This window comes from Providencia sp. PROV272 (assembly GCF_049901975.1).
GTDB classification, from domain to species: domain Bacteria; phylum Pseudomonadota; class Gammaproteobacteria; order Enterobacterales; family Enterobacteriaceae; genus Providencia; species Providencia stuartii.
Window position 1 is genome coordinate 857,765 of the sequence record NZ_CP096291.1, and the last position, 17,789, is coordinate 875,553.

Genomic DNA, 17,789 nt, shown 5'->3' on the forward strand with positions numbered 1-17,789 from the left:
AGAATGCGTCACTAAAAATGATACTCAATATACCTATCATTTCGAGAAAGCTCTGCACCGCAAGGTGTAGGGCTTTTTTGTTTATTACTGTCTATCAATATCGACTGAATTGGAGTTCTATTATGTTTACCTTACAAGAGCAAGAATCAACGGTTATCAAAACCAACCTCGTCAATTCCCGTGGTCGTAGTACCTTCTGGCGTTTTTACTTTGGTACTGTGCCAGACTGGCAACGTATTGAAGGCGATATCTTTAATCTGATGGATAAGATGTGTGAGGTCTATCAAGGTGCTTTCTGGGAGTTCAGTATGCTGTCTAATGGCGGCGCATTTATCTGGCCTGATATGCTCGAAACCTCCCTGCAAATGTTTAACCCGCATAACGGAAATGAAGCTGAGTTAAGCCCTGAAGCAGCCGGTATTGCTGTCTGTTTACTGGTGTATAGCATCTGGTCATTTAAAACCGAAAGCCCTGTGCTGGTGGAATATTTTTACCTGTTGCGTGATTACGCTATACAGCATCCGGAGCAAGCTCAAATCTTTCGCCTTATAGACTGATTTATCAGTCACGGTTTTATCTTTCCCCCACCAGCAATCTTCATTTAATCCATTTATCGAATGATTTATCAGTTTAATTATTGAGGAGAACCCCTATGTCTCGTTTAGCTTCCCGTTTTGGCAATGCTTGCTCTATTCGTCGTGACCGCCCGCTAACCATTGAAGAATTATTCCGCACAGTACCTAGCGTATTTTCAGAAGAAAAACACGCATCCAGAAGTGAACGTTATACTTACATCCCTACGATTACCTTATTGGATAGTCTTCAAAAAGAAGGCTTCTATCCGTTCTTTGCTTGCCAAACGCGTGTGCGAGATGACAGCCGTCGTGATCATACTAAGCATCTGTTACGGCTGAGACGCCATGACCAAATTACGGGCAGCCTAGTGCCTGAAATCATCTTACTCAATAGCCATGATGGCTCATCGAGTTATCAGATGTTACCGGGGATGTTCCGATTCGTTTGTCAGAATGGCTTAATTTGCGGACAAACCTTTGGTGAGGTGCGTGTACCGCATAAAGGTGATGTGGTGGAAAAAGTGATTGAAGGGGCTTATGAAGTGTTAGGGCTATTTGAACGCATGGATGAGCAACGTGATGCCATGCAGTCCCTATTATTACCGCCACCAGCCCAACACATCTTTGCTCAATCTGCTCTCACATATCGTTATGGTGAAGCGCATCAGCCGATCACCGAAGCGCAAGTATTACAACCACGCCGTGTAGAAGATAAGAAGGACGATCTTTGGACGGTGTACCAACGTTTGCAAGAAAATTTAATTAAAGGGGGATTATCAGGCAGAAATGCGAAAGGTAAACGCGCTCGCACGCGTTCAGTGAATGGGATTGATGGTGATGTGAAGCTTAACCGAGCCTTGTGGGTGATGGCTGAAAATATGCTTCAACTAGCCTCGTAATGATGGAGATATTAACGATGGAGAGTATCAATACTTATACGAATACCTTAACACTGCTTCCTAATGAACAACGTACTATCAAACGTGCGTTGACCATACTGGATAAGTATCTGCGTGAACCGGGTATTGCTTTTACATCAACGCAAAATGTGAGGGATTGGTTACGGCTAAAAATGTCAGCATTAGAGCGTGAAGCGTTTATTGTGCTCTACTTGAATCAACAAAATCAGTTGATAAGCAGTGAAACCCTGTTTGCTGGCTCGATTAGCAGCACACAGGTTTATCCTCGTGAAGTCGTCAAACGAGCACTTCATTTTAATGCTGCTGCCGTTATCTTTGCACACAACCATCCGTCAGGCGATATCACGCCAAGCCAAGCGGATAAATCTATCACGCAACAATTAATAAAAGCATTGCAGCTAATTGAAGTACGAGTGCTTGACCATCTGATCATCGGTGGTCAGCAAATCTTCTCTTTCGCTGAGCATGGCTTAGTATGAGGTGAACCATGAATATCATCCGTAAATCTGCAGCAATGAAGATCCATCAGCAACATTTAGGCTCTCGCCTTGCTCGTTATTGTAGGGGAAAGTATCAATGGGTTGGTAATAGCGAGCATTATATTGGTAAGGAGGTGCCAGATTGTCGTGGCGTGTTAGCTGTTTATGTTGAACGTCGCCAAGACAGAGATGGCCCTTATGCGTGTGTCATGTGTGTGACATTGAATTGAATAAGTACTGATCACTTTGAGTTTATCCTATATTGGATGGATAAATTAAGCCTACTTCCACTTTGATTAGTATTCAATGGCACATATCAAACCGTTGGATCTTAACTGAATTAGGCATTGAGGAATTAAACAAAAATGACACAATAAGAACCTATCCCAATAGGATTTTATTCCAGACAATGATGGCACAGGCAAGATGCAGCATTGCCTCATAATTCTCGACCTTCTTCTCCCAACGAGTCAGGACACGACGGTAGCGATTCATCCAACTGTGTGTTCTCTCTACAACCCAGCGGTGGGCCTTAAAATCCGTGTTTTTGATGGCTTCTGATTCATCCTTCCGTGACTGGATATGAGGTTCATAGCGACGACTTTTCAGATACGCTCCCAACCATTCCGCTTCATACCCTTTGTCCATGCACAACCGGAGCCTCTTGCCCGGTCTGCCCGTCTGGAGGGCATCGAGCGTATCCGCAACCAGCTTTATGTCGTGCGTATTTGCTCCAGCGACAACCAGTGCAAGCGGAAGCCCGTTCCCGTCAGTCATCAGACTGCGCTTTACGCCCCGTTTCCCTCGGTCTGTTGGGTTCTTGCCTGTTTTTTTGAGCCTGCCAGCGGTGATTTGGTCATACAACCATCCATCGACAGCCACGACCAGTCAATAGCGTCCAACTGTTCGCAAGCAAGCAACCCGTTTTGCCAGAAGCGTTCAAATACGCCAGCATCCCGCCACTCCTGAAATCGGCGATGAGCAGAGCTTGACGAGCATATACCGGTGGCATTTAGCGCATTCCACTGGCAACCCGTCCTGAGTACGAAGAAAATGGCGTTCATTGCAGCGCGATTATCAACCCGCTTGCGGTGCGTACCCAGCGGGTGTTGAGTTCTATGCTCCGGGATGAGAGGAGCCATTTTCTCCCAGAGTTCATCACTGATTTGCCACTTATTACCTACCATACGTTGCCCTCATAAATTATCATTATGTATTATCTGACAATTCCTTTTGGGATAGGTTCTAAGACATCATTAAACATGTCAAATTGGCAATACCATGATTCATACTAGAAACAATTAACATGAACATGATCCCCATTAAATGTATACTTAAAAAGGATTCGAATACGTTATAATTACACCTGTCATCTGTGCAAAAAAACAATCTATTTGCTGCGCTCTATCGCCCCAACCGTGCTCAACAAAACCCACCAAACGGACAGAGGGTACAAAAGAGGGTATAAATAAAATCAAATTCAATTAATATTTTTAAATACAACCAGTTATAATGAAAAGTCGATTCCGAGTCCGGCACCACTTTCACTTCTACAGTGGTCTCCTCAGTTAGTTTAGTTCCTCATAATGATTAAGTTATCTTCTATTCCACCTAAACAAACTCAATACGATATTTGATATTTAAGCATAGCTTGTTCGATATAATTTAAAGACCATTTTATAGCGTACCACTCCCGACAGATATGAGCCTAAAACAAAGAACATAAGGCTTCTGGTAAGCGTACTCCGAGCAAACCTAATAGTTGCCGTTACTGATTGCTTTACGAGCAAAAAGAAATAATTATCGATTGGTGTTTACCCTGATATTTCTCTTGCTGACGCCCGCGTTATACGTGATGAAGCCAATATGGTATTAAAACGAATGGGGTATAATAGTAAAGCAACGGGGCATGGTTTCCGCCACACTATGAGTACGATCCTGCATGAAAAAGGGTTTAACAGCGCTTGGATTGAAACTCAATTGGTGCATAAAGATAAAAATTCCATTCGTGGAACCTATAATCATGCTCAGTATTTGGAAAGAAGAAGGGAAATGATGCAGTGGTATGCGGATATATTGATGAGTTAGAGCATAAATCAAACTGAATAATATCATTTAGCCACCTTTGCGAATATTCGTAAAGGTGGTCATTACCTAGACTTTATTTTTTTATTCTGAGTACTGATATCAAGCTATAATTTAACCTGCTGCGACAAGTACACAGCCACTAGAACATCCACAAGCGACTTTATGGCCTTCTAATGCTACAGGTATACCGTTAATTTTCATTAAACTATCTCCTTCAACAATAGTGCCTGTTTTTTTGCACGAAGGGCAATAAACAGAGTCACCCACACAAGCTACGCCTTGAGTTTGCTTGGCGAGAGAAGAAGCAGTCAGCACCGTACCACCAGTATTCGTCGTATCATTTTTTAAAATGATTTTTCTGCTGTTTACGGTGCTACGCATTAAGATATTTCTCCTGATACAGTTTCACTAAAATCTGTTCGACCTTTTTCTAAAACGTCAACGAAAAATGTTTTTTTATCAAATGATAAAATATTTTACTAGACTGGTAATCTATAAAAGAATCATATCTGAGTTAGTCATTTATAAAGTGAAAATTCTACGACACTAGTTTATTTTTATATATCTTAATAATAATCATTTCCAAATACATCATTCAAAAAAGATTCAAAATTACTATATTCCTTTTGGAATAAACCATCATAAGAGTGAAAGTAAACTTCGCCATAACTATCTTTCTTAAGGGATAAAAGCAAGGTATTTCCCCCATTATCATAACCAAAGGGTATAAAACTTCCCTGCTCATAGTGTACTGATTTATTATTCAGTATTACATCCAAATCACCAATATCCTCAATAAGCTTTTCAATAGGTAACTTTCCATACTTTATAGGGTTAAAACCTCCAAAATAAGAATTTATATTGGAATCTTCACCAATAAAGCCACCATTAATGGTAAGATAGTGTCGCTTAAATGCTTCTGGCAATTTAGCTATAAACAACAATTCAAATTGATTTAACTCATCATTAGATAAGCTTTTTTCAGGAAACACTAATTCTATTGTCATATAATTGGCTCCTTATTTATTGGGTAATCTAAATGGATATTCACTAACATTATTTGTGTCCTTGAATTGGCTCACTCCACCTTTATGCTGAATCCCATTATGTGAATCCGAAACAACTAGCTGCATAGTACCTTCATTAGTAATTGGATCATAATCATCTAGGTGGTGCCAAAGATAACGTTCCCCATCTAACATAGGTGTGGATTTTTGTCCAAATCCAGCCATATTTGCCGCTTCAAAATCATCAGGATAATTCCCTGTATACTTAATTTTTACTATAGGCTCAACTGGAGTACCATCTGGCTTCAATCTATCAGGATTATGATATAATGCCTTGCTTTTCGAATAGTCTAATCCACCATTCTCATTAATAATAACATCATCATATCCACGAGCCTTGAGTTTTTCTTCAACTGATTTACCGCGTAAGCTTACATACGTAGGTTTTACATCCTTTCGCTCAACCGTCAGAATATAATCGCGAAAATCCACCGGCTCAACATCGTGCCCCGTATGCCGCCAGACAATATCGTCATCCGCAACAGGCAGTGTCTCAGGTCGATAATCGAAATCATGAATATCAAACCCTTCAGGCTTATCGACTTTTTGTGGCAGAGGGGAAGGCCCTGCATGAATAATCGGCCCTTTTGGAATATCATCAATCCGCGCTGAGATATTAATAATTTTGCCTGACGCCGCTACCCCCATATACAGCTGAGTACCACCATCCACATCAAATCGGTATACTTCAATAGGCGCCAGCAGACTGAGTGCATGACCAAGGGATTGATACGCAGGTAAGCTGATGACTTCCATTCTTTCAGCTCCAGATGCCAGCTGACCTTTAATCACAGGAACTTGCGCTTTATCACTATCCGGCTCAGTATGAAGAGCAATCAACTGTGATGCCGCTGCCATTGCGACTGCGGTTTTATCAGTTGAGGCAAAGCCCACTCGCAAACGTGTCGGTGCCGTTCCCCATATCCGCAATTTCCAATAAATCCTGCTGGGTTAAACTATCGCCTTTATAATAGTGAGCCACCATAGCGAAAAAGATCTTCCTGCCGTCCATGGTGACGGGAAATGATACCCGCAAAACTTGTTCTAGCTCATTGGAAATGTTCTTACTTGAGCTCTGTTGTGTTGTACCCCAACCAAAATCGTTCTCTTGTTGCCCTACAGCAGCACCGGCAACACCACCACTTAAGGCTCCTCCCATTCCCATGCTCCCACCCAAACCACCGAAGAAAGGAAATGCCTGTGCAGTCCCAATCGGATTGAGTGCATTGCCAATGGTACTGAATAAGGATGAAACCCAGTTAGCTTCAGACTCAGATTGTTCAGTTGCTGACGGAATACCACAGGTATACGCACTGTAATCACACTCCCCAAAATTCGCCAAGTCTTCGATCGCATCACCAGCATCTGTATTGCCTTCGCCGCGCAAGATAGATTTGGCAAATACCGGTTCGGCAATGCGTTTAATTGCTATCACGCGGTGGAGGTCGTAGGGGAACCACAGTTGATAGCCTTCATCTCGCTGTTGATAATGGGCTGAACGGCTGATTTGCCCTGCCGTCATACGGTGAACGCTCTCGGGCAATCCGGTGTTAAATTCACCCGCGCGGTGCTGTTCACTGAGTGAATAGCCCTGTTCGCGACAAAAATCTTTCAACGATTTATCTTTGCCTTGAATCGCCGTCGGAGGAGATAGGGTGGTCAGTGCATCCGCCAGTGACTGCGGCTCAAGGGTTAAAGTATACGGGCGTGCCGTCATGCCTTCGGCGTGTATTAGCCCTTGCGTATCACTGCTGCCCGCTAAGGTGCGCCCTGTGCCACGTTCGGATAAAGTATAAGCCACGCCAATTAATGGTTGTCCTTTATCATCCACCAATTGCAGGTTAATCCAAAATCGGTAGTTGTCACAGATAATGCAAGATTCTGTTTTTTGACTCATGACGGCTCCGTTGTCGAGGGTATCCAGCCCAATTGTTGGGCATAGTCGGTAAACTGGGCGAGGGTGCGTGTGGCGACGTTACCGGCTAATATGGGGGAGATATGCAACCAACCGACCAAGCGTTCGTGCAATTGCCCTACAGGGGTGTCGAGCACCAGTGCGTTATCAGGTTGGTTCTCCCACAATTCACAAGCGAGGTTTTCTGCCATCAGTTGGATGCACGTTTCAGAGTTCTCCCACGCCGTTTGTAAATGCTCACCCAAGGTAAACGGGTGCACTTTCAGCTCGGGTATCAGCGGCGGACGGTCACGGGCGGGCGATATCAGGCAGACAGGTTGTGTGTCAGTATCCAGCATCACTTCATGCACCGGGTTCATCAACACATACCAATCCGCTTCGCGCATGCTGGGTATCAAGATATTGGCGATGCGGCTGTCCATTAAGCGTAATACCACCATTTCGCCATCCAGTTTCACTAATTGACGTTGTTGCCAATGGTGTAACTGCGCGTCCCACGCCATCGGGCTGCGGTAAGCCCAGCCCCAACTGGGGTCACTGAAGCCTTTGCGGTCAAGCAGCTGCCCGAGTGGGACGGCGGCGCTCGGTTTCAATTTCACCAACCACGGACTTTGTGCGATTAAATGGGCCAAGGGGGTGCCGTTATACAGCGGAAACGCCTGTTCAATCCAATCGTTGGCAAACAGCACATCCGTCGGGTTGGGCTGCGCCAAGGTATTGAGCAGTAAATACACCGGGTCACGGTGAGGCTCACTCAACCACGTTGTCCAAGGCGTCGGTCTCATGCATTGCCTCCGCTGGGTTTAATCACCCAACTGCCAGTGGCTTGAGCTTGCATCGCACAGTACGGTTTGATGGGGTATGGCGGAGGTGCAAACGGAGCCACCCCGTCAGGGAGCTGAAGATTGACCGCTTGCCCTGAGCCGCCTCCACTGTCACCAATCGCCACATTGCCCGAGGTAAACACGTTGCTCGGGGTGATGCGCACAAAGCTGCCACCGACTTTAAGCGTGATTTCGGTGGCGGCTTCAATCACCACTTTGCCTTGGCTGCTCAGATGGGTTTCTTGTCCGCTTTCACTGACCAATGCACCATCCACTTGCTGATGGTAAGCCCCCAGCACTTGCTGAAAAACATCGCCTTCGGTTAACGCTTTTTGCGTGCCTTTGACATGGAGGTGGTCATCACCCGCAATCTCAGCGTAGCGATGTTGGTCAATGCGCTGTTTGCTGTCCCGCTGAATATGAGTGTGATTATCGTTTTGAATGTGCACATTCATATCACGCTGTGCGTGAAAATAGATTTCTTCGTATCCGGCTTTGTCTTCAAAACGCAATTCATTAAACCCTTCGCCTTTATGAGTACAAGTTTTAAAGGTGGTACGCGTTTTTTCGTTGGGTAAATTTAACGGTGGTTTATTGCGTCCATTGTAGGTGCACCCCGTGACAATCGGCCTATCAATATCCCCATTCAGGTAACTGACTAAAACCTGTTGCCCGACGTGAGGAATACTCATAAACCCATAGCCATTGCCACTCCAGCCGTGTGACACTGGCACCCAGCAGGAGGCGCCGTGGTCGGGCGTGCCGCGTCTATCCCAATGGAAATAGACCACCACTTCCCCTTTGCTGTTGGTATAGATTTCCTCTCCCGGAGGCCCCACAACTGTCGCTAACTCATCACCATCAGCAGTCGGTTTATAACGATACGGCGGTCGCCACTCTTGCGTCTCTGGGATAAACGACACACTGTTGGACAACTGCGTTCCTTCGCCGCCACTGTTGTCGGCAAGGGGTTGTACGCCATGATGTGATACCCTGACCACCTGCCAACGCTTATTCATACGCTCATTGGGGTGATTGGTTAAAGTAAACATCTTACCGGGGTGCAAGGCAAAACAGTTGGTGCTGGCGTGCCCCATTTGACGGTTATTTTGCGATTGTTCATAACGAATTTGATTGAACGTTTCCCCTTCCGCGTCTTCTTGGAAGCGACCATAACTTTCGAACACTTCGTGTTGGTGGTGCACGTCACCAACGACTTGATGGCTGAGCGGGTGAGAAGGTCGCTGTTGATTGTAATCTTTATCAATACGAATATCGCTGCACTGCTGCTCGGCATAGCGCCATGTAGTAGCAGTACTGTCGGTAGTATCGGTATCAGCTTGCAGGTTATAAGTGAGGGTAATCCCTGCCGTCATTCCTAAATGGCGGTCGCTGTAAAACAGTTTCGGGCCTTCCTCAAACCAAAAGGTAATCCCTTCTTCGGCGGCGAGGCGGCACCAAAAATCATACATCGTTTCACGCTTTTGGGTAATGTACGGGCGTTCAAGGTGCTCTTCGGGATGATAAAACAATTTATCGTGTTTAATGTGCGATTCATTCAGCAAGGTTTCTAATATCTTTGGTACGGTGGTATCTTGGAAAATACGGCTGTCTTGCTTGAGAGTCATCACCCACATTTCTGGGCGTATAACAAATTTATACTATGTTTTCACTCCATCGGTATTCAGATTCTCGGCGCTTGCCAATAAGCCTTGTACCTCACGAATTTTTATCCCATCCCGTTTCACAGTCAAGGAAGAAGCCCCGCCTAATATATCATGGAAATCCACATCAAGTAGGGAGCTGACCGCATGAAGAGTTAAAGTAAATAGTTCTGACAACCCCTCTTGTAGATCAAATTCGGTAACCTGAAAGGTGTCATCGGGAAGCCCATCGATACGACAGTTAAACACCAAACCAGAGTTTAATTCCCCGTTATACCATGCTTTCAAGAAGGGATCTCGCTTCGCGGTACGGCGTTCTTGTTCCGCATAAGCCCTGCCAGCTGGTGTCATTTTGACTGGAGGTGGGTTAGCGGATTTACTTGAGTTTTGAGTGGACATACATGCTCCGTTTGAGGATCATACCGCGCCACAAACTACTATTGATAAAAACCATTCATCACGAATGAGTCATGGCTAATAGTAGAAAATCACGATTAAACCTCGACAATAACCAGTAATAAGTAACCAGATAAATAAGTTGTTCGATGTATCAATGTATCCAACCGCGATACTTAAATTTAAGTTAAGTATCCTACAAAACGAAACAATTTCGGTAAAGGCGCCAAGATCACATTTTCAGATAATCATTATTGGATTAATAAATAAAATTAAAATACCAATAAAAAACAAATATAGGCTTTTATATCGTTTTTTTGAAAATTCTTTTCTCATAAACACCCGCTTTTCTGTAAATAGATAACTTACCTCTAGAGCTAATCTTCATTTACAGCTGCTAAAGAGTAATATAATGTGACATTCGGCTATAATACTGGTCACACCGCTTTAAAAAGCCGTTGTATTTCTTTAATAGGAAAATAGACAACATTATGAACTCTTGGCCTTATCCTAAAATTGTTGCCCATCGTGGTGGTGGCAGACTCGCTCCTGAAAATACACTCGCAGCCATTGATATTGGTGCAAAATATGGACATACCATGATCGAGTTTGATGCCAAACTTTCCCATGATGATCAAATCTTTTTATTACATGATGATACTCTTGAGCGCACCAGTGATGGTCATGGTATTGCAGGCGAATTAAATTGGGAGCAATTATCAAATATCGATGCTGGAAGCTGGTATGGTCCAGAATTCGCCAAAGAGCGGCTGCCTTTACTCTCTGAGGTCGCAAAACGTTGTCAGCAACATGGCATGATGGCAAATATTGAGATCAAACCAACGACAGGCTTGGAAGCTAAAACAGGTCAAATTGTTGCGCTTGCAGCTCGTCAACTGTGGCAAGGACAAACAGCCCCATTGATTTCATCTTTCTCAATTGAAGCACTAATTTCGGCTCAACAATACGCTCCTGAACTACCGAGAGGGTTATTATTAGATGAATGGCGAGATGATTGGCAAACCCTTACAACACAGCTTGATTGTGTCTCCATCCATTTAGATCATACATTATTGGATGAAAAACGCGTAAAACGCTTAAAAGAGGCTGGCTTATACATTTTAGTTTATACCGTTAATGACCCTGCGCGCGCTTCGCAACTTTTAAACTGGGGAGTTGATGTAATTTGTACGGATGCGATTGATATCATTGGCCCCAACTTTGGTGCCTAATTAAATAGATTACATACTGATCTATAGATACCTGCTATTTCACTCGCCGCATAATTAAAAAACATAAAGCCAGCATTGAGTCTCACTTCTGGCTTTATGCTTATCACGATGAAGATTGCTATCCCCGACTCTAATTTACTTTTAACAATAAAACTAATTAAAAAATAGTGCAACCGCCTTAGTGATGTTTTTGGGTACCGTGTTTAATTATGACTGATATTAATTTTTAATGCTGCGGCAATTGCGATAGGCGAAAATGTCACGCTCCCCACTAACAATGCAGCTAGAATCGCAAAATAACTCCCCAAAGGCATATTAAAACTATACGCTTCCATTGTTCCCGTTGCATAAATGAGCACAGGAATATACAGCGGCAGCACCAGTAAACTCACGAGTACTCCCCCTTTTTTCAGAGATACCGTTAAAGCAGCCCCTATTGCACCAATAAAGCTCAGGATCGGTGTACCTAGCAACAAAGTACCTGCAAGTACAGAAAGGGTATTCGCGTCAAAAGAGAGCATTAAAGCTGCTATCGGTGAAAGTAAGATTAGCGGCACTCCAGTTACCAGCCAGTGAGCAATCACTTTAGCTAATACCGTTAAAAATAGTGGATGCGGTGCGAGCAACAGTTGTTCTAACGAACCATCCAGATAGTCATCTTTAAAGAGACGTTCGAGCGATAATAAAGAAGAAAGCACCGCGGCTACCCAAAAAATGCCAACAGCGATACGTGCTAATAACTGAGGCTCAGGCCCTATGCTCAATGGAAATAACGTAATAACAATTAAGAAGAACCATAATGGGTTTACCAATTCAGAAAAACTTCTAAATGCTATTTTTAGTTCTCTTTTAATCACTAGCCAAAACATTATTCATATCCGCCCGTCAGTTTTAAGGATCCAAAATGCCCCGACATAGCTTGATGAGAAGTAAAAAGAATGATCCCACCTTGTTCAGCATGCTGATGAAAACGTTCGGTAAGACGTTTCACGCCTGCGACATCAATAGCAGTAAAAGGCTCATCCAACACCCACAAAGGAGCTTCACTTAACCATAACCTTGCAAGATTCACTCGCCTTTGTTGCCCCGCTGATAACTGACCAACAGGAACATCTTCATAGCCAATGAGTGACACTTCTTCGAGAGCCGACCACAAACTATCCCCGGCAGGATGGCGATGCTGCATCTGATAATAAAACTGTAGATTCTCATAAGGAGTGAGTAGTGATTTAACGGCTGGCTTGTGCCCTAAGTAAAGTAATTGACGAGTAAAATCTTCTTTTAACTGATGAATCGAATGTTGCTCCCACAAAATATCCCCTTCATCGGGTTTTAACAGCCCAGCCACCATACGTAATAAGGTCGTTTTACCCGCACCATTAGGCCCTTCAACTTGTAAAATTTGGCCGGGCAATACGGTGAAATCCAGCTTTTGAAAAAGCATCCTGTTTTGCCGCTGACAACTGATTTGCTCGGCAGTTAACATAGTGTTTTATTCCTGTTATTCGTTTTTCGCCACTTTATTTAACAGAATATCACTAATACTGTCATTTGATATTGTTTCACCGCAAAGCACTTTCATCAAAACTTCGCCTCCTAAAGAAGATAATGAAAACAGCATGTCGGGGTTAAGCAGGCGAATTTTATCTATATTGCTTTCTTGGTTAACCAATACCACCGTTTTTACACCTTCACCAGCAAGTTGTTTTATCCCTAAGAGCACGAAAGTACTTAAGGCGTCGCTATCTGTCATCACTAATACATATTTTGCCTGTTTAACATTCGATTCGGCTAATAGCGCTGTATCTGTAGGGTCACCAGTGACGATATTATCTTTCTCAGGATAATGTGCGCGATGACTTTCTTGGCAGATCACCGCAACTGGCAGTTCGCGATTTTTTAACCCTTCATACATGCTTACCGCCATTGGCGTACTACCAATTACAACATAATGATTTTTCATATAAGAAAACCTCTTGCGAACAATTTCCTTTGTTCCTTTAGCTAACAGCCCTACAACATAAACCACTGATGTTGTAAAAATTGTAATACCAAGAATAATGACCGTAACAGTAAATACCCGAGCATCTGTAGAGACTGGCACTATATCGCCGAAACCGACGGTCGTCATACAAACTAACGCAAAATAAAATGCTGTGGTTCCATCTTTAACGACAGGTAGAAATTCATTACCAATATAGAGTGTGCCAAAAATGGAATAAAGCAATAATGCAATGATACAAGTTATCGCCACAAATCCCGCACTGGTTAAGCTGTGATGATGATAACGCTTCCAAAAAAAGCTCAACGCCAAAAAAAGGACCAGCGAAAAATAACCTTGATGAAGGTTTTCCGTTGCAATTTTTAAATCAACAAACGAAATAATGGCCAGTAAAAGCAGTGAAAACACCCATGCGATTCGGGCGCCATTAAGCATGAAAAAAGATAAAAATATCAATGAAATTCCTAACAAAAAACGAGGGATATCAAGCAACTTCATAAAGCCGAGAGATTTAAGCCACTCACTAAACCCATTCGCTCGCCAATCAATATAGTCAGTATAAGCCCCCAATACAGGCTTAATAATCATAAAACCATCAAAAATGATAAGTATTGAGATGATTAAACGGATAAATAAGGATGATTTCAGAAAAGCAATAAACGCGTTATCTGACATTTTTCCTTCACCCTCTGCTCAGATAAGATTACATAAAGTCTATATAACACATGTTGGTCATTGATGTTAGTTAGAATGCCGTTCTTCGGTTGATTTTATTGGTATAACCGACATATCCCTATATCAACTGATACAGTTCCATTTTTATACTTAGGAGAAATAAAATATAAAAAAAGCCTAACTATCAAACTGAAGCTATCTTAATTTGACTTTATTTCCTGTGTAAAATTAAACCAAATATCAACCAAATCTCATCAATTATTAGTTGTTTATTTTATTGAACTTAATTTCTAAGATAATATCTAAAAATCGATTTTTGGCGTTTTTTCTTATTACCTAACATGACTTAAGAATAAGAGTTCAATAAATTATGGTTAATTCTACGCAAGCAAAGAGATTTAGCTGGACAGCTTTACTGTGGTTGCTCATCTATTTCTGGTATTTCTCATCATTGCTCCAAATCTATGTTGTTGTTACAGGACAAAGTAACACCGTCGGATTAAGAGACTCTTTACTGTACAGCACACTCTGGTTAATCCCTGCGCTCTTTTTCCCTAGAAGGATCAAATTAGTTGCCGGCATTATCGGTATCATTCTTTGGCTTTCATCTGTCATTGCACTCGCTTATTTTGTCGTCTATGGGCATCAGATCTCACAAAGCGTCATGTTTGTGATGTTTGAAACAAATACAAATGAAGCAGGTGAATTTTTAAGGCAATACATTAGCTTTAAGGTTATCGCGGTTATATTGATTTATACTTTGGTCGCGATTTTCTTATGGTCACGACTAAAACCAGTGACCATGCCAGTGTCAGCGAGATGTGGTGTCTCTTTGCTCGTGCTAATCATCTTATTTGGCGTGCCTTATTATAATAAAGGAATTAAACAAGATAGGCCGTTCGCCAATGTCATGTCTTATGTGAATAGTAAACTTGCCTATGCTGCGCCTTGGCAATTTGTTAGTGGCTATTTTCTCTATAAAAACCAGTTAGCCAATATGGAAGAACTGATCCGTGATAACAGTAAGATCCCGCCATTAGAAAACTTTATCGATGCTAATGGCAATACGCCGAGAACTTTTGTTTTGGTCATTGGTGAATCAACAAGTCGCGATAGAATGAGCTTATATGGTTATAAACGCCCAACAACACCAGAGCTTGAGCAGCTAAAACAACAGTATCCCGATAATTTGTCTGTATTTAACGATGTCGTGACCTCTCGTCCTTATACAATAGAGGCGCTCCAGCAAATTCTCACGTTTGCCTCTCAAACTGAGCCCGAGTTATTTAATTCGCGCCCTTCAATCATGAATATGATGAAGCAAGCTGGATTTAAAACTTTTTGGATCACAAACCAACAGACAATGACGGAGCGTAATACGCTATTAACCGCTTTTTCTCGACAAACAGATAAACAATATTACTTAAATAACGATATGGCCCAAAGTTCACGTATTTACGATGAAGTTGTGCTAGCCCCGTTTAAAGAAGCTCTGGCCGACCCTGCTGAGAAAAAATTTATTGTTGTTCACCTACTTGGAACCCATATGCGATATGAGTTCCGTTACCCTGAAGATAAAGCCATCTTTAAAGGTAAAGATAGTCTGGTGCCAAGTAACCTCAAAGAGAGCCAAGTCGAAGATTACAATGCTTACGACAACGCACAACACTACAATGATTATATTGTTTCCACATTAATTAAAGATTTTGATTCATCAAAAGAAAATGGCTTTTTAGTCTTTTTCTCTGATCATGGTGAAGATGTCTTTGATACACCTCCTCATGAAACTTTAGGTCGTAGTGAAGGCAAACCAAGTCGTGTGATCTACAATGTTCCATTCCTAGTATGGCAATCTCCTGAATGGTTACAAAGCCATAATTTTAATTTGAACAGTAAAACCGATAGGCCTTATAGCACCATGGATTTTATCTACTCATGGTCTGATCTCGCGGGCTTTAACTACAAAGGCTACACTCCTCAGAAAAGCCTATTTAGTGACGAATACCAACCACAGCCGCGTTACATTGGTGACCCTGAGAATAAATCCTCTTTGATGCTGTATGATGATTTGAAAAAATAATTTGTCAGTAAAGCATCTTCTACCTAAGATGAAGAGCCTTTAGCGGCTCTTCATCTTTTTATTAAGAAACGTGATAGTTACTGAATTTTGCCATCTTGCCGAATAAATTTGACTTCGCCTTGCCAAAACTCAGCAAGAAAAACAGATTCGGGCTTATCGATCCCATGTTTAACCATCTGTTTATTTAACCACTCTTCGTCTTTTTCTATCGATTGCAATTCATTTAGCCTAACAACACCATCTTTCATAATAATCACTGATGGCATATTTGTTGGATCACAAATAACCGTTAATTGCCCATCTGGTTCAATCTGGGCATAATAGATTTCTTGGAATGAATGAACCCCTTGTGCATGAATTCTTGAGGATATATTCAAAATATCAATTTTATTCCCTTTTTCTAATATATTTTCCATAATAAAGTTTCCTTTACTAATAATAGGGATAGGATTGCCGATAGTCACGTTGCGAATAAAGTTAAATTTTTTAGTTAAATAGTTTAGCCCTGATATAAAAAACACACCTATAAAGAGTAAAATAATGTACTGATATAATGGGATTGTATCGCTATAAATCACACCACCAATAATTCCACCCAACACAAAATTCCCAATAAAATCAATAGGTGTCATCTGTGACAGCTGCGTTTTCCCAGACAAATTCATATGAGTAAGAACAATGGCAAAACCAATGATAAACTTGACTACAACAAGCATATAGTAATAACTCATATAAGACTTCCTTTCGTATACTCACGTTTTTATGAATTTTAGTTAAAGAAACCAGCATATTATTTTTTTGCTAATATCCAAGATTAATTATAGCGAAATAATAAAGCTCGTCTTTTTTATTAAGTTAAATATTGATATCAAGCATTAAAATCACTATTTTGCTGATAATGCTACCTTTTTATTTCAGGTAACTTTCAGAGACAACTGATTTTTAATTATTAAAAATATGAGTTATATTTATAACATGCTATTGATAGCAGATCCGTATCCACTTACATCATGCTAAAGGAAATATTTATGAAAAAGAAAATATTAAGTTCTCTTATTCTAGCAGGTATTATCGCTATGGCGGCAGGTTGTGATGATTCATCAAAGACAGATCAAACGATGAAACAAACTGAAGAAAAAGTGGAGCAATTAAAAGATGCTGGTGAGCAAAAAGCAGCCGAACTTAAGGATAGTGCAGAAGCAAAAGCGAATGACCTTCAAAAACAAGCTTCAGAAAAAGCGGATGAAATTGCAGATAAGGCTAAAGAAGTAAAAGAAGCTAGCGAACAAAAAGCAGCTGAGCTTAAAGAGAACGCCACAGAGAAAGCTAATGAATTGAAAGAAGCTAGCGAGCAAAAAGCGGCTGAGCTTAAAGAAAGCGCTACAGAGAAAGCCGATGAATTAAAAAAGGCTAGCGAGCAAAAAATCTCTGAATTTAAAAATAGTGCCACAGAGAAAGCTAACGAACTTGAAAAACAAGCTTCAGCTAAGGCAGATGAGCTATCTGATAAAGCTAAAGAGCTAAAAGATGCGGCTGATAAAAAATCAGATGAATTAACTGAATCGGCAAAAAATAAGCTATCAGAAACAAATGATAAAATAGCAGAAAAAAGCCAAGAAGTGAAAACAGACTCAATCAATAAAGCAGATGAACTAGCGACTGATGCCAAAAATAAAACTGAAGAATTAAAAGCAGAAAACAAATAACTATCTGTGCTAGATAACTCGGTTTATTCTCAAAGCAGGTCTACGCTGGCCTGCTTTTTTTATATTTTTATGCTGAGAAAGTAAAGCACACAAAACCATGTCCTGTTCCCCCTCAATTCTGGTATAACAATTTAAAACCGAAATAATATAAACACGTTACCTTATA

The 17,789-nt window shown here is 41.6% G+C and carries 16 protein-coding genes and 3 pseudogenes; 8 read left to right on the forward strand and 11 right to left on the reverse strand.

Annotated features, from left to right (window positions below; translation table 11 throughout):
* Positions 1 to 122: 122 nt before the first annotated feature.
* From M1E93_RS03800 to M1E93_RS03815, 4 genes are all read left to right on the forward strand, one after another.
* Positions 123 to 557: an antirestriction protein gene (locus M1E93_RS03800; protein WP_210799352.1), complete on the forward strand. Its 435-nt coding sequence runs from the start codon at positions 123 to 125 to the stop codon at positions 555 to 557.
* Between the two features lie 95 nt (positions 558 to 652).
* Positions 653 to 1,474 (forward strand): DUF932 domain-containing protein, encoded by an 822-nt coding sequence (locus M1E93_RS03805; RefSeq protein WP_426207125.1) that lies wholly within the window; start codon positions 653 to 655, stop codon positions 1,472 to 1,474.
* A 17-nt stretch (positions 1,475 to 1,491) separates the two neighbouring features.
* Positions 1,492 to 1,974, forward strand: a complete 483-nt coding sequence (locus M1E93_RS03810) for a JAB domain-containing protein (protein WP_014656726.1) — start codon at positions 1,492 to 1,494, stop codon at positions 1,972 to 1,974.
* Positions 1,975 to 1,982: 8 nt separating this feature from the next.
* Positions 1,983 to 2,204: a DUF987 family protein gene (locus M1E93_RS03815; protein WP_272582966.1), complete on the forward strand. Its 222-nt coding sequence runs from the start codon at positions 1,983 to 1,985 to the stop codon at positions 2,202 to 2,204.
* A 151-nt stretch (positions 2,205 to 2,355) separates the two neighbouring features.
* On the opposite strand, the pseudogene M1E93_RS03820 reads toward M1E93_RS03815, so the two are convergent.
* Positions 2,356 to 3,161, reverse strand: a pseudogene (locus M1E93_RS03820) (IS5 family transposase).
* A gap of 676 nt (positions 3,162 to 3,837) precedes the next feature.
* Here M1E93_RS03820 and M1E93_RS03825 point away from each other — a divergent pair.
* Positions 3,838 to 4,062 (forward strand): annotated as a pseudogene (locus M1E93_RS03825) (tyrosine-type recombinase/integrase); the annotation flags it as partial.
* A gap of 111 nt (positions 4,063 to 4,173) precedes the next feature.
* Here the strand turns inward: M1E93_RS03825 and M1E93_RS03830 are convergent.
* The 6 genes and pseudogenes from M1E93_RS03830 to M1E93_RS03855 form a co-directional block, all read right to left on the reverse strand.
* Complete coding sequence (locus M1E93_RS03830) at positions 4,174 to 4,443, reverse strand: PAAR domain-containing protein (protein WP_392503927.1); 270 nt, start codon at positions 4,441 to 4,443, stop codon at positions 4,174 to 4,176.
* Between the two features lie 185 nt (positions 4,444 to 4,628).
* Positions 4,629 to 5,069 carry an SMI1/KNR4 family protein gene (locus M1E93_RS03835; protein WP_004927418.1) on the reverse strand — a complete coding sequence of 147 codons (441 nt, stop codon included), beginning with the start codon at positions 5,067 to 5,069 and terminating at the stop codon, positions 4,629 to 4,631.
* A gap of 12 nt (positions 5,070 to 5,081) precedes the next feature.
* The gene (locus M1E93_RS03840; RefSeq protein ID WP_426207126.1) at positions 5,082 to 6,023 is read right to left on the reverse strand and encodes an HNH endonuclease; all 942 of its coding nucleotides are present in this window, start codon (positions 6,021 to 6,023) and stop codon (positions 5,082 to 5,084) included.
* Positions 6,004 to 7,026 carry a hypothetical protein gene (locus M1E93_RS03845; protein WP_392503929.1) on the reverse strand — a complete coding sequence of 341 codons (1,023 nt, stop codon included), beginning with the start codon at positions 7,024 to 7,026 and terminating at the stop codon, positions 6,004 to 6,006. Before M1E93_RS03845 ends, M1E93_RS03840 begins: the two co-directional genes overlap by 20 nt.
* A complete protein-coding gene (locus M1E93_RS03850; RefSeq protein WP_053110075.1) occupies positions 7,023 to 7,829 on the reverse strand; it encodes a DUF4123 domain-containing protein in 807 nt (268 codons plus the stop codon). The genes M1E93_RS03845 and M1E93_RS03850 overlap by 4 nt, the downstream gene beginning before the upstream one ends.
* Positions 7,826 to 9,931 (reverse strand): annotated as a pseudogene (locus M1E93_RS03855) (type VI secretion system Vgr family protein). The gene M1E93_RS03850 and the pseudogene M1E93_RS03855 overlap by 4 nt, the downstream one beginning before the upstream one ends.
* A 488-nt stretch (positions 9,932 to 10,419) precedes the next feature.
* Between M1E93_RS03855 and ugpQ the strand changes: the two are divergent.
* Positions 10,420 to 11,160 carry a glycerophosphodiester phosphodiesterase gene (gene ugpQ / locus M1E93_RS03860; protein WP_061064717.1) on the forward strand — a complete coding sequence of 247 codons (741 nt, stop codon included), beginning with the start codon at positions 10,420 to 10,422 and terminating at the stop codon, positions 11,158 to 11,160.
* A gap of 203 nt (positions 11,161 to 11,363) precedes the next feature.
* Here ugpQ and ccmB read toward each other — a convergent pair whose 3' ends face one another.
* From ccmB to M1E93_RS03875, 3 genes are read right to left on the reverse strand one after another with little or no spacing between them, the layout of a single operon-like run.
* A complete protein-coding gene (gene ccmB, locus M1E93_RS03865; RefSeq protein ID WP_004927397.1) occupies positions 11,364 to 12,029 on the reverse strand; it encodes a heme exporter protein CcmB in 666 nt (221 codons plus the stop codon).
* On the reverse strand, positions 12,029 to 12,646 hold the full coding sequence (ccmA, locus tag M1E93_RS03870) for a cytochrome c biogenesis heme-transporting ATPase CcmA (protein ID WP_004927393.1): 618 nt from the start codon (positions 12,644 to 12,646) through the stop codon (positions 12,029 to 12,031). Before ccmA ends, ccmB begins: the two co-directional genes overlap by 1 nt.
* A gap of 15 nt (positions 12,647 to 12,661) precedes the next feature.
* Complete coding sequence (locus M1E93_RS03875) at positions 12,662 to 13,837, reverse strand: ion channel (protein ID WP_040132859.1); 1,176 nt, start codon at positions 13,835 to 13,837, stop codon at positions 12,662 to 12,664.
* Between the two features lie 370 nt (positions 13,838 to 14,207).
* Here M1E93_RS03875 and M1E93_RS03880 point away from each other — a divergent pair, with 370 nt between their 5' ends.
* The gene (locus tag M1E93_RS03880) at positions 14,208 to 15,917 is read left to right on the forward strand and encodes a phosphoethanolamine transferase CptA (protein ID WP_004927389.1); all 1,710 of its coding nucleotides are present in this window, start codon (positions 14,208 to 14,210) and stop codon (positions 15,915 to 15,917) included.
* A gap of 77 nt (positions 15,918 to 15,994) precedes the next feature.
* On the opposite strand, the gene M1E93_RS03885 is transcribed toward M1E93_RS03880, so the two are convergent.
* Positions 15,995 to 16,648 carry a DUF421 domain-containing protein gene (locus tag M1E93_RS03885; protein WP_036941712.1) on the reverse strand — a complete coding sequence of 218 codons (654 nt, stop codon included), beginning with the start codon at positions 16,646 to 16,648 and terminating at the stop codon, positions 15,995 to 15,997.
* Between the two features lie 297 nt (positions 16,649 to 16,945).
* Between M1E93_RS03885 and M1E93_RS03890 the strand changes: the two genes are divergently transcribed.
* A complete protein-coding gene (locus M1E93_RS03890; RefSeq protein ID WP_036941715.1) occupies positions 16,946 to 17,623 on the forward strand; it encodes a hypothetical protein in 678 nt (225 codons plus the stop codon).
* Positions 17,624 to 17,789 lie beyond the last annotated feature (166 nt).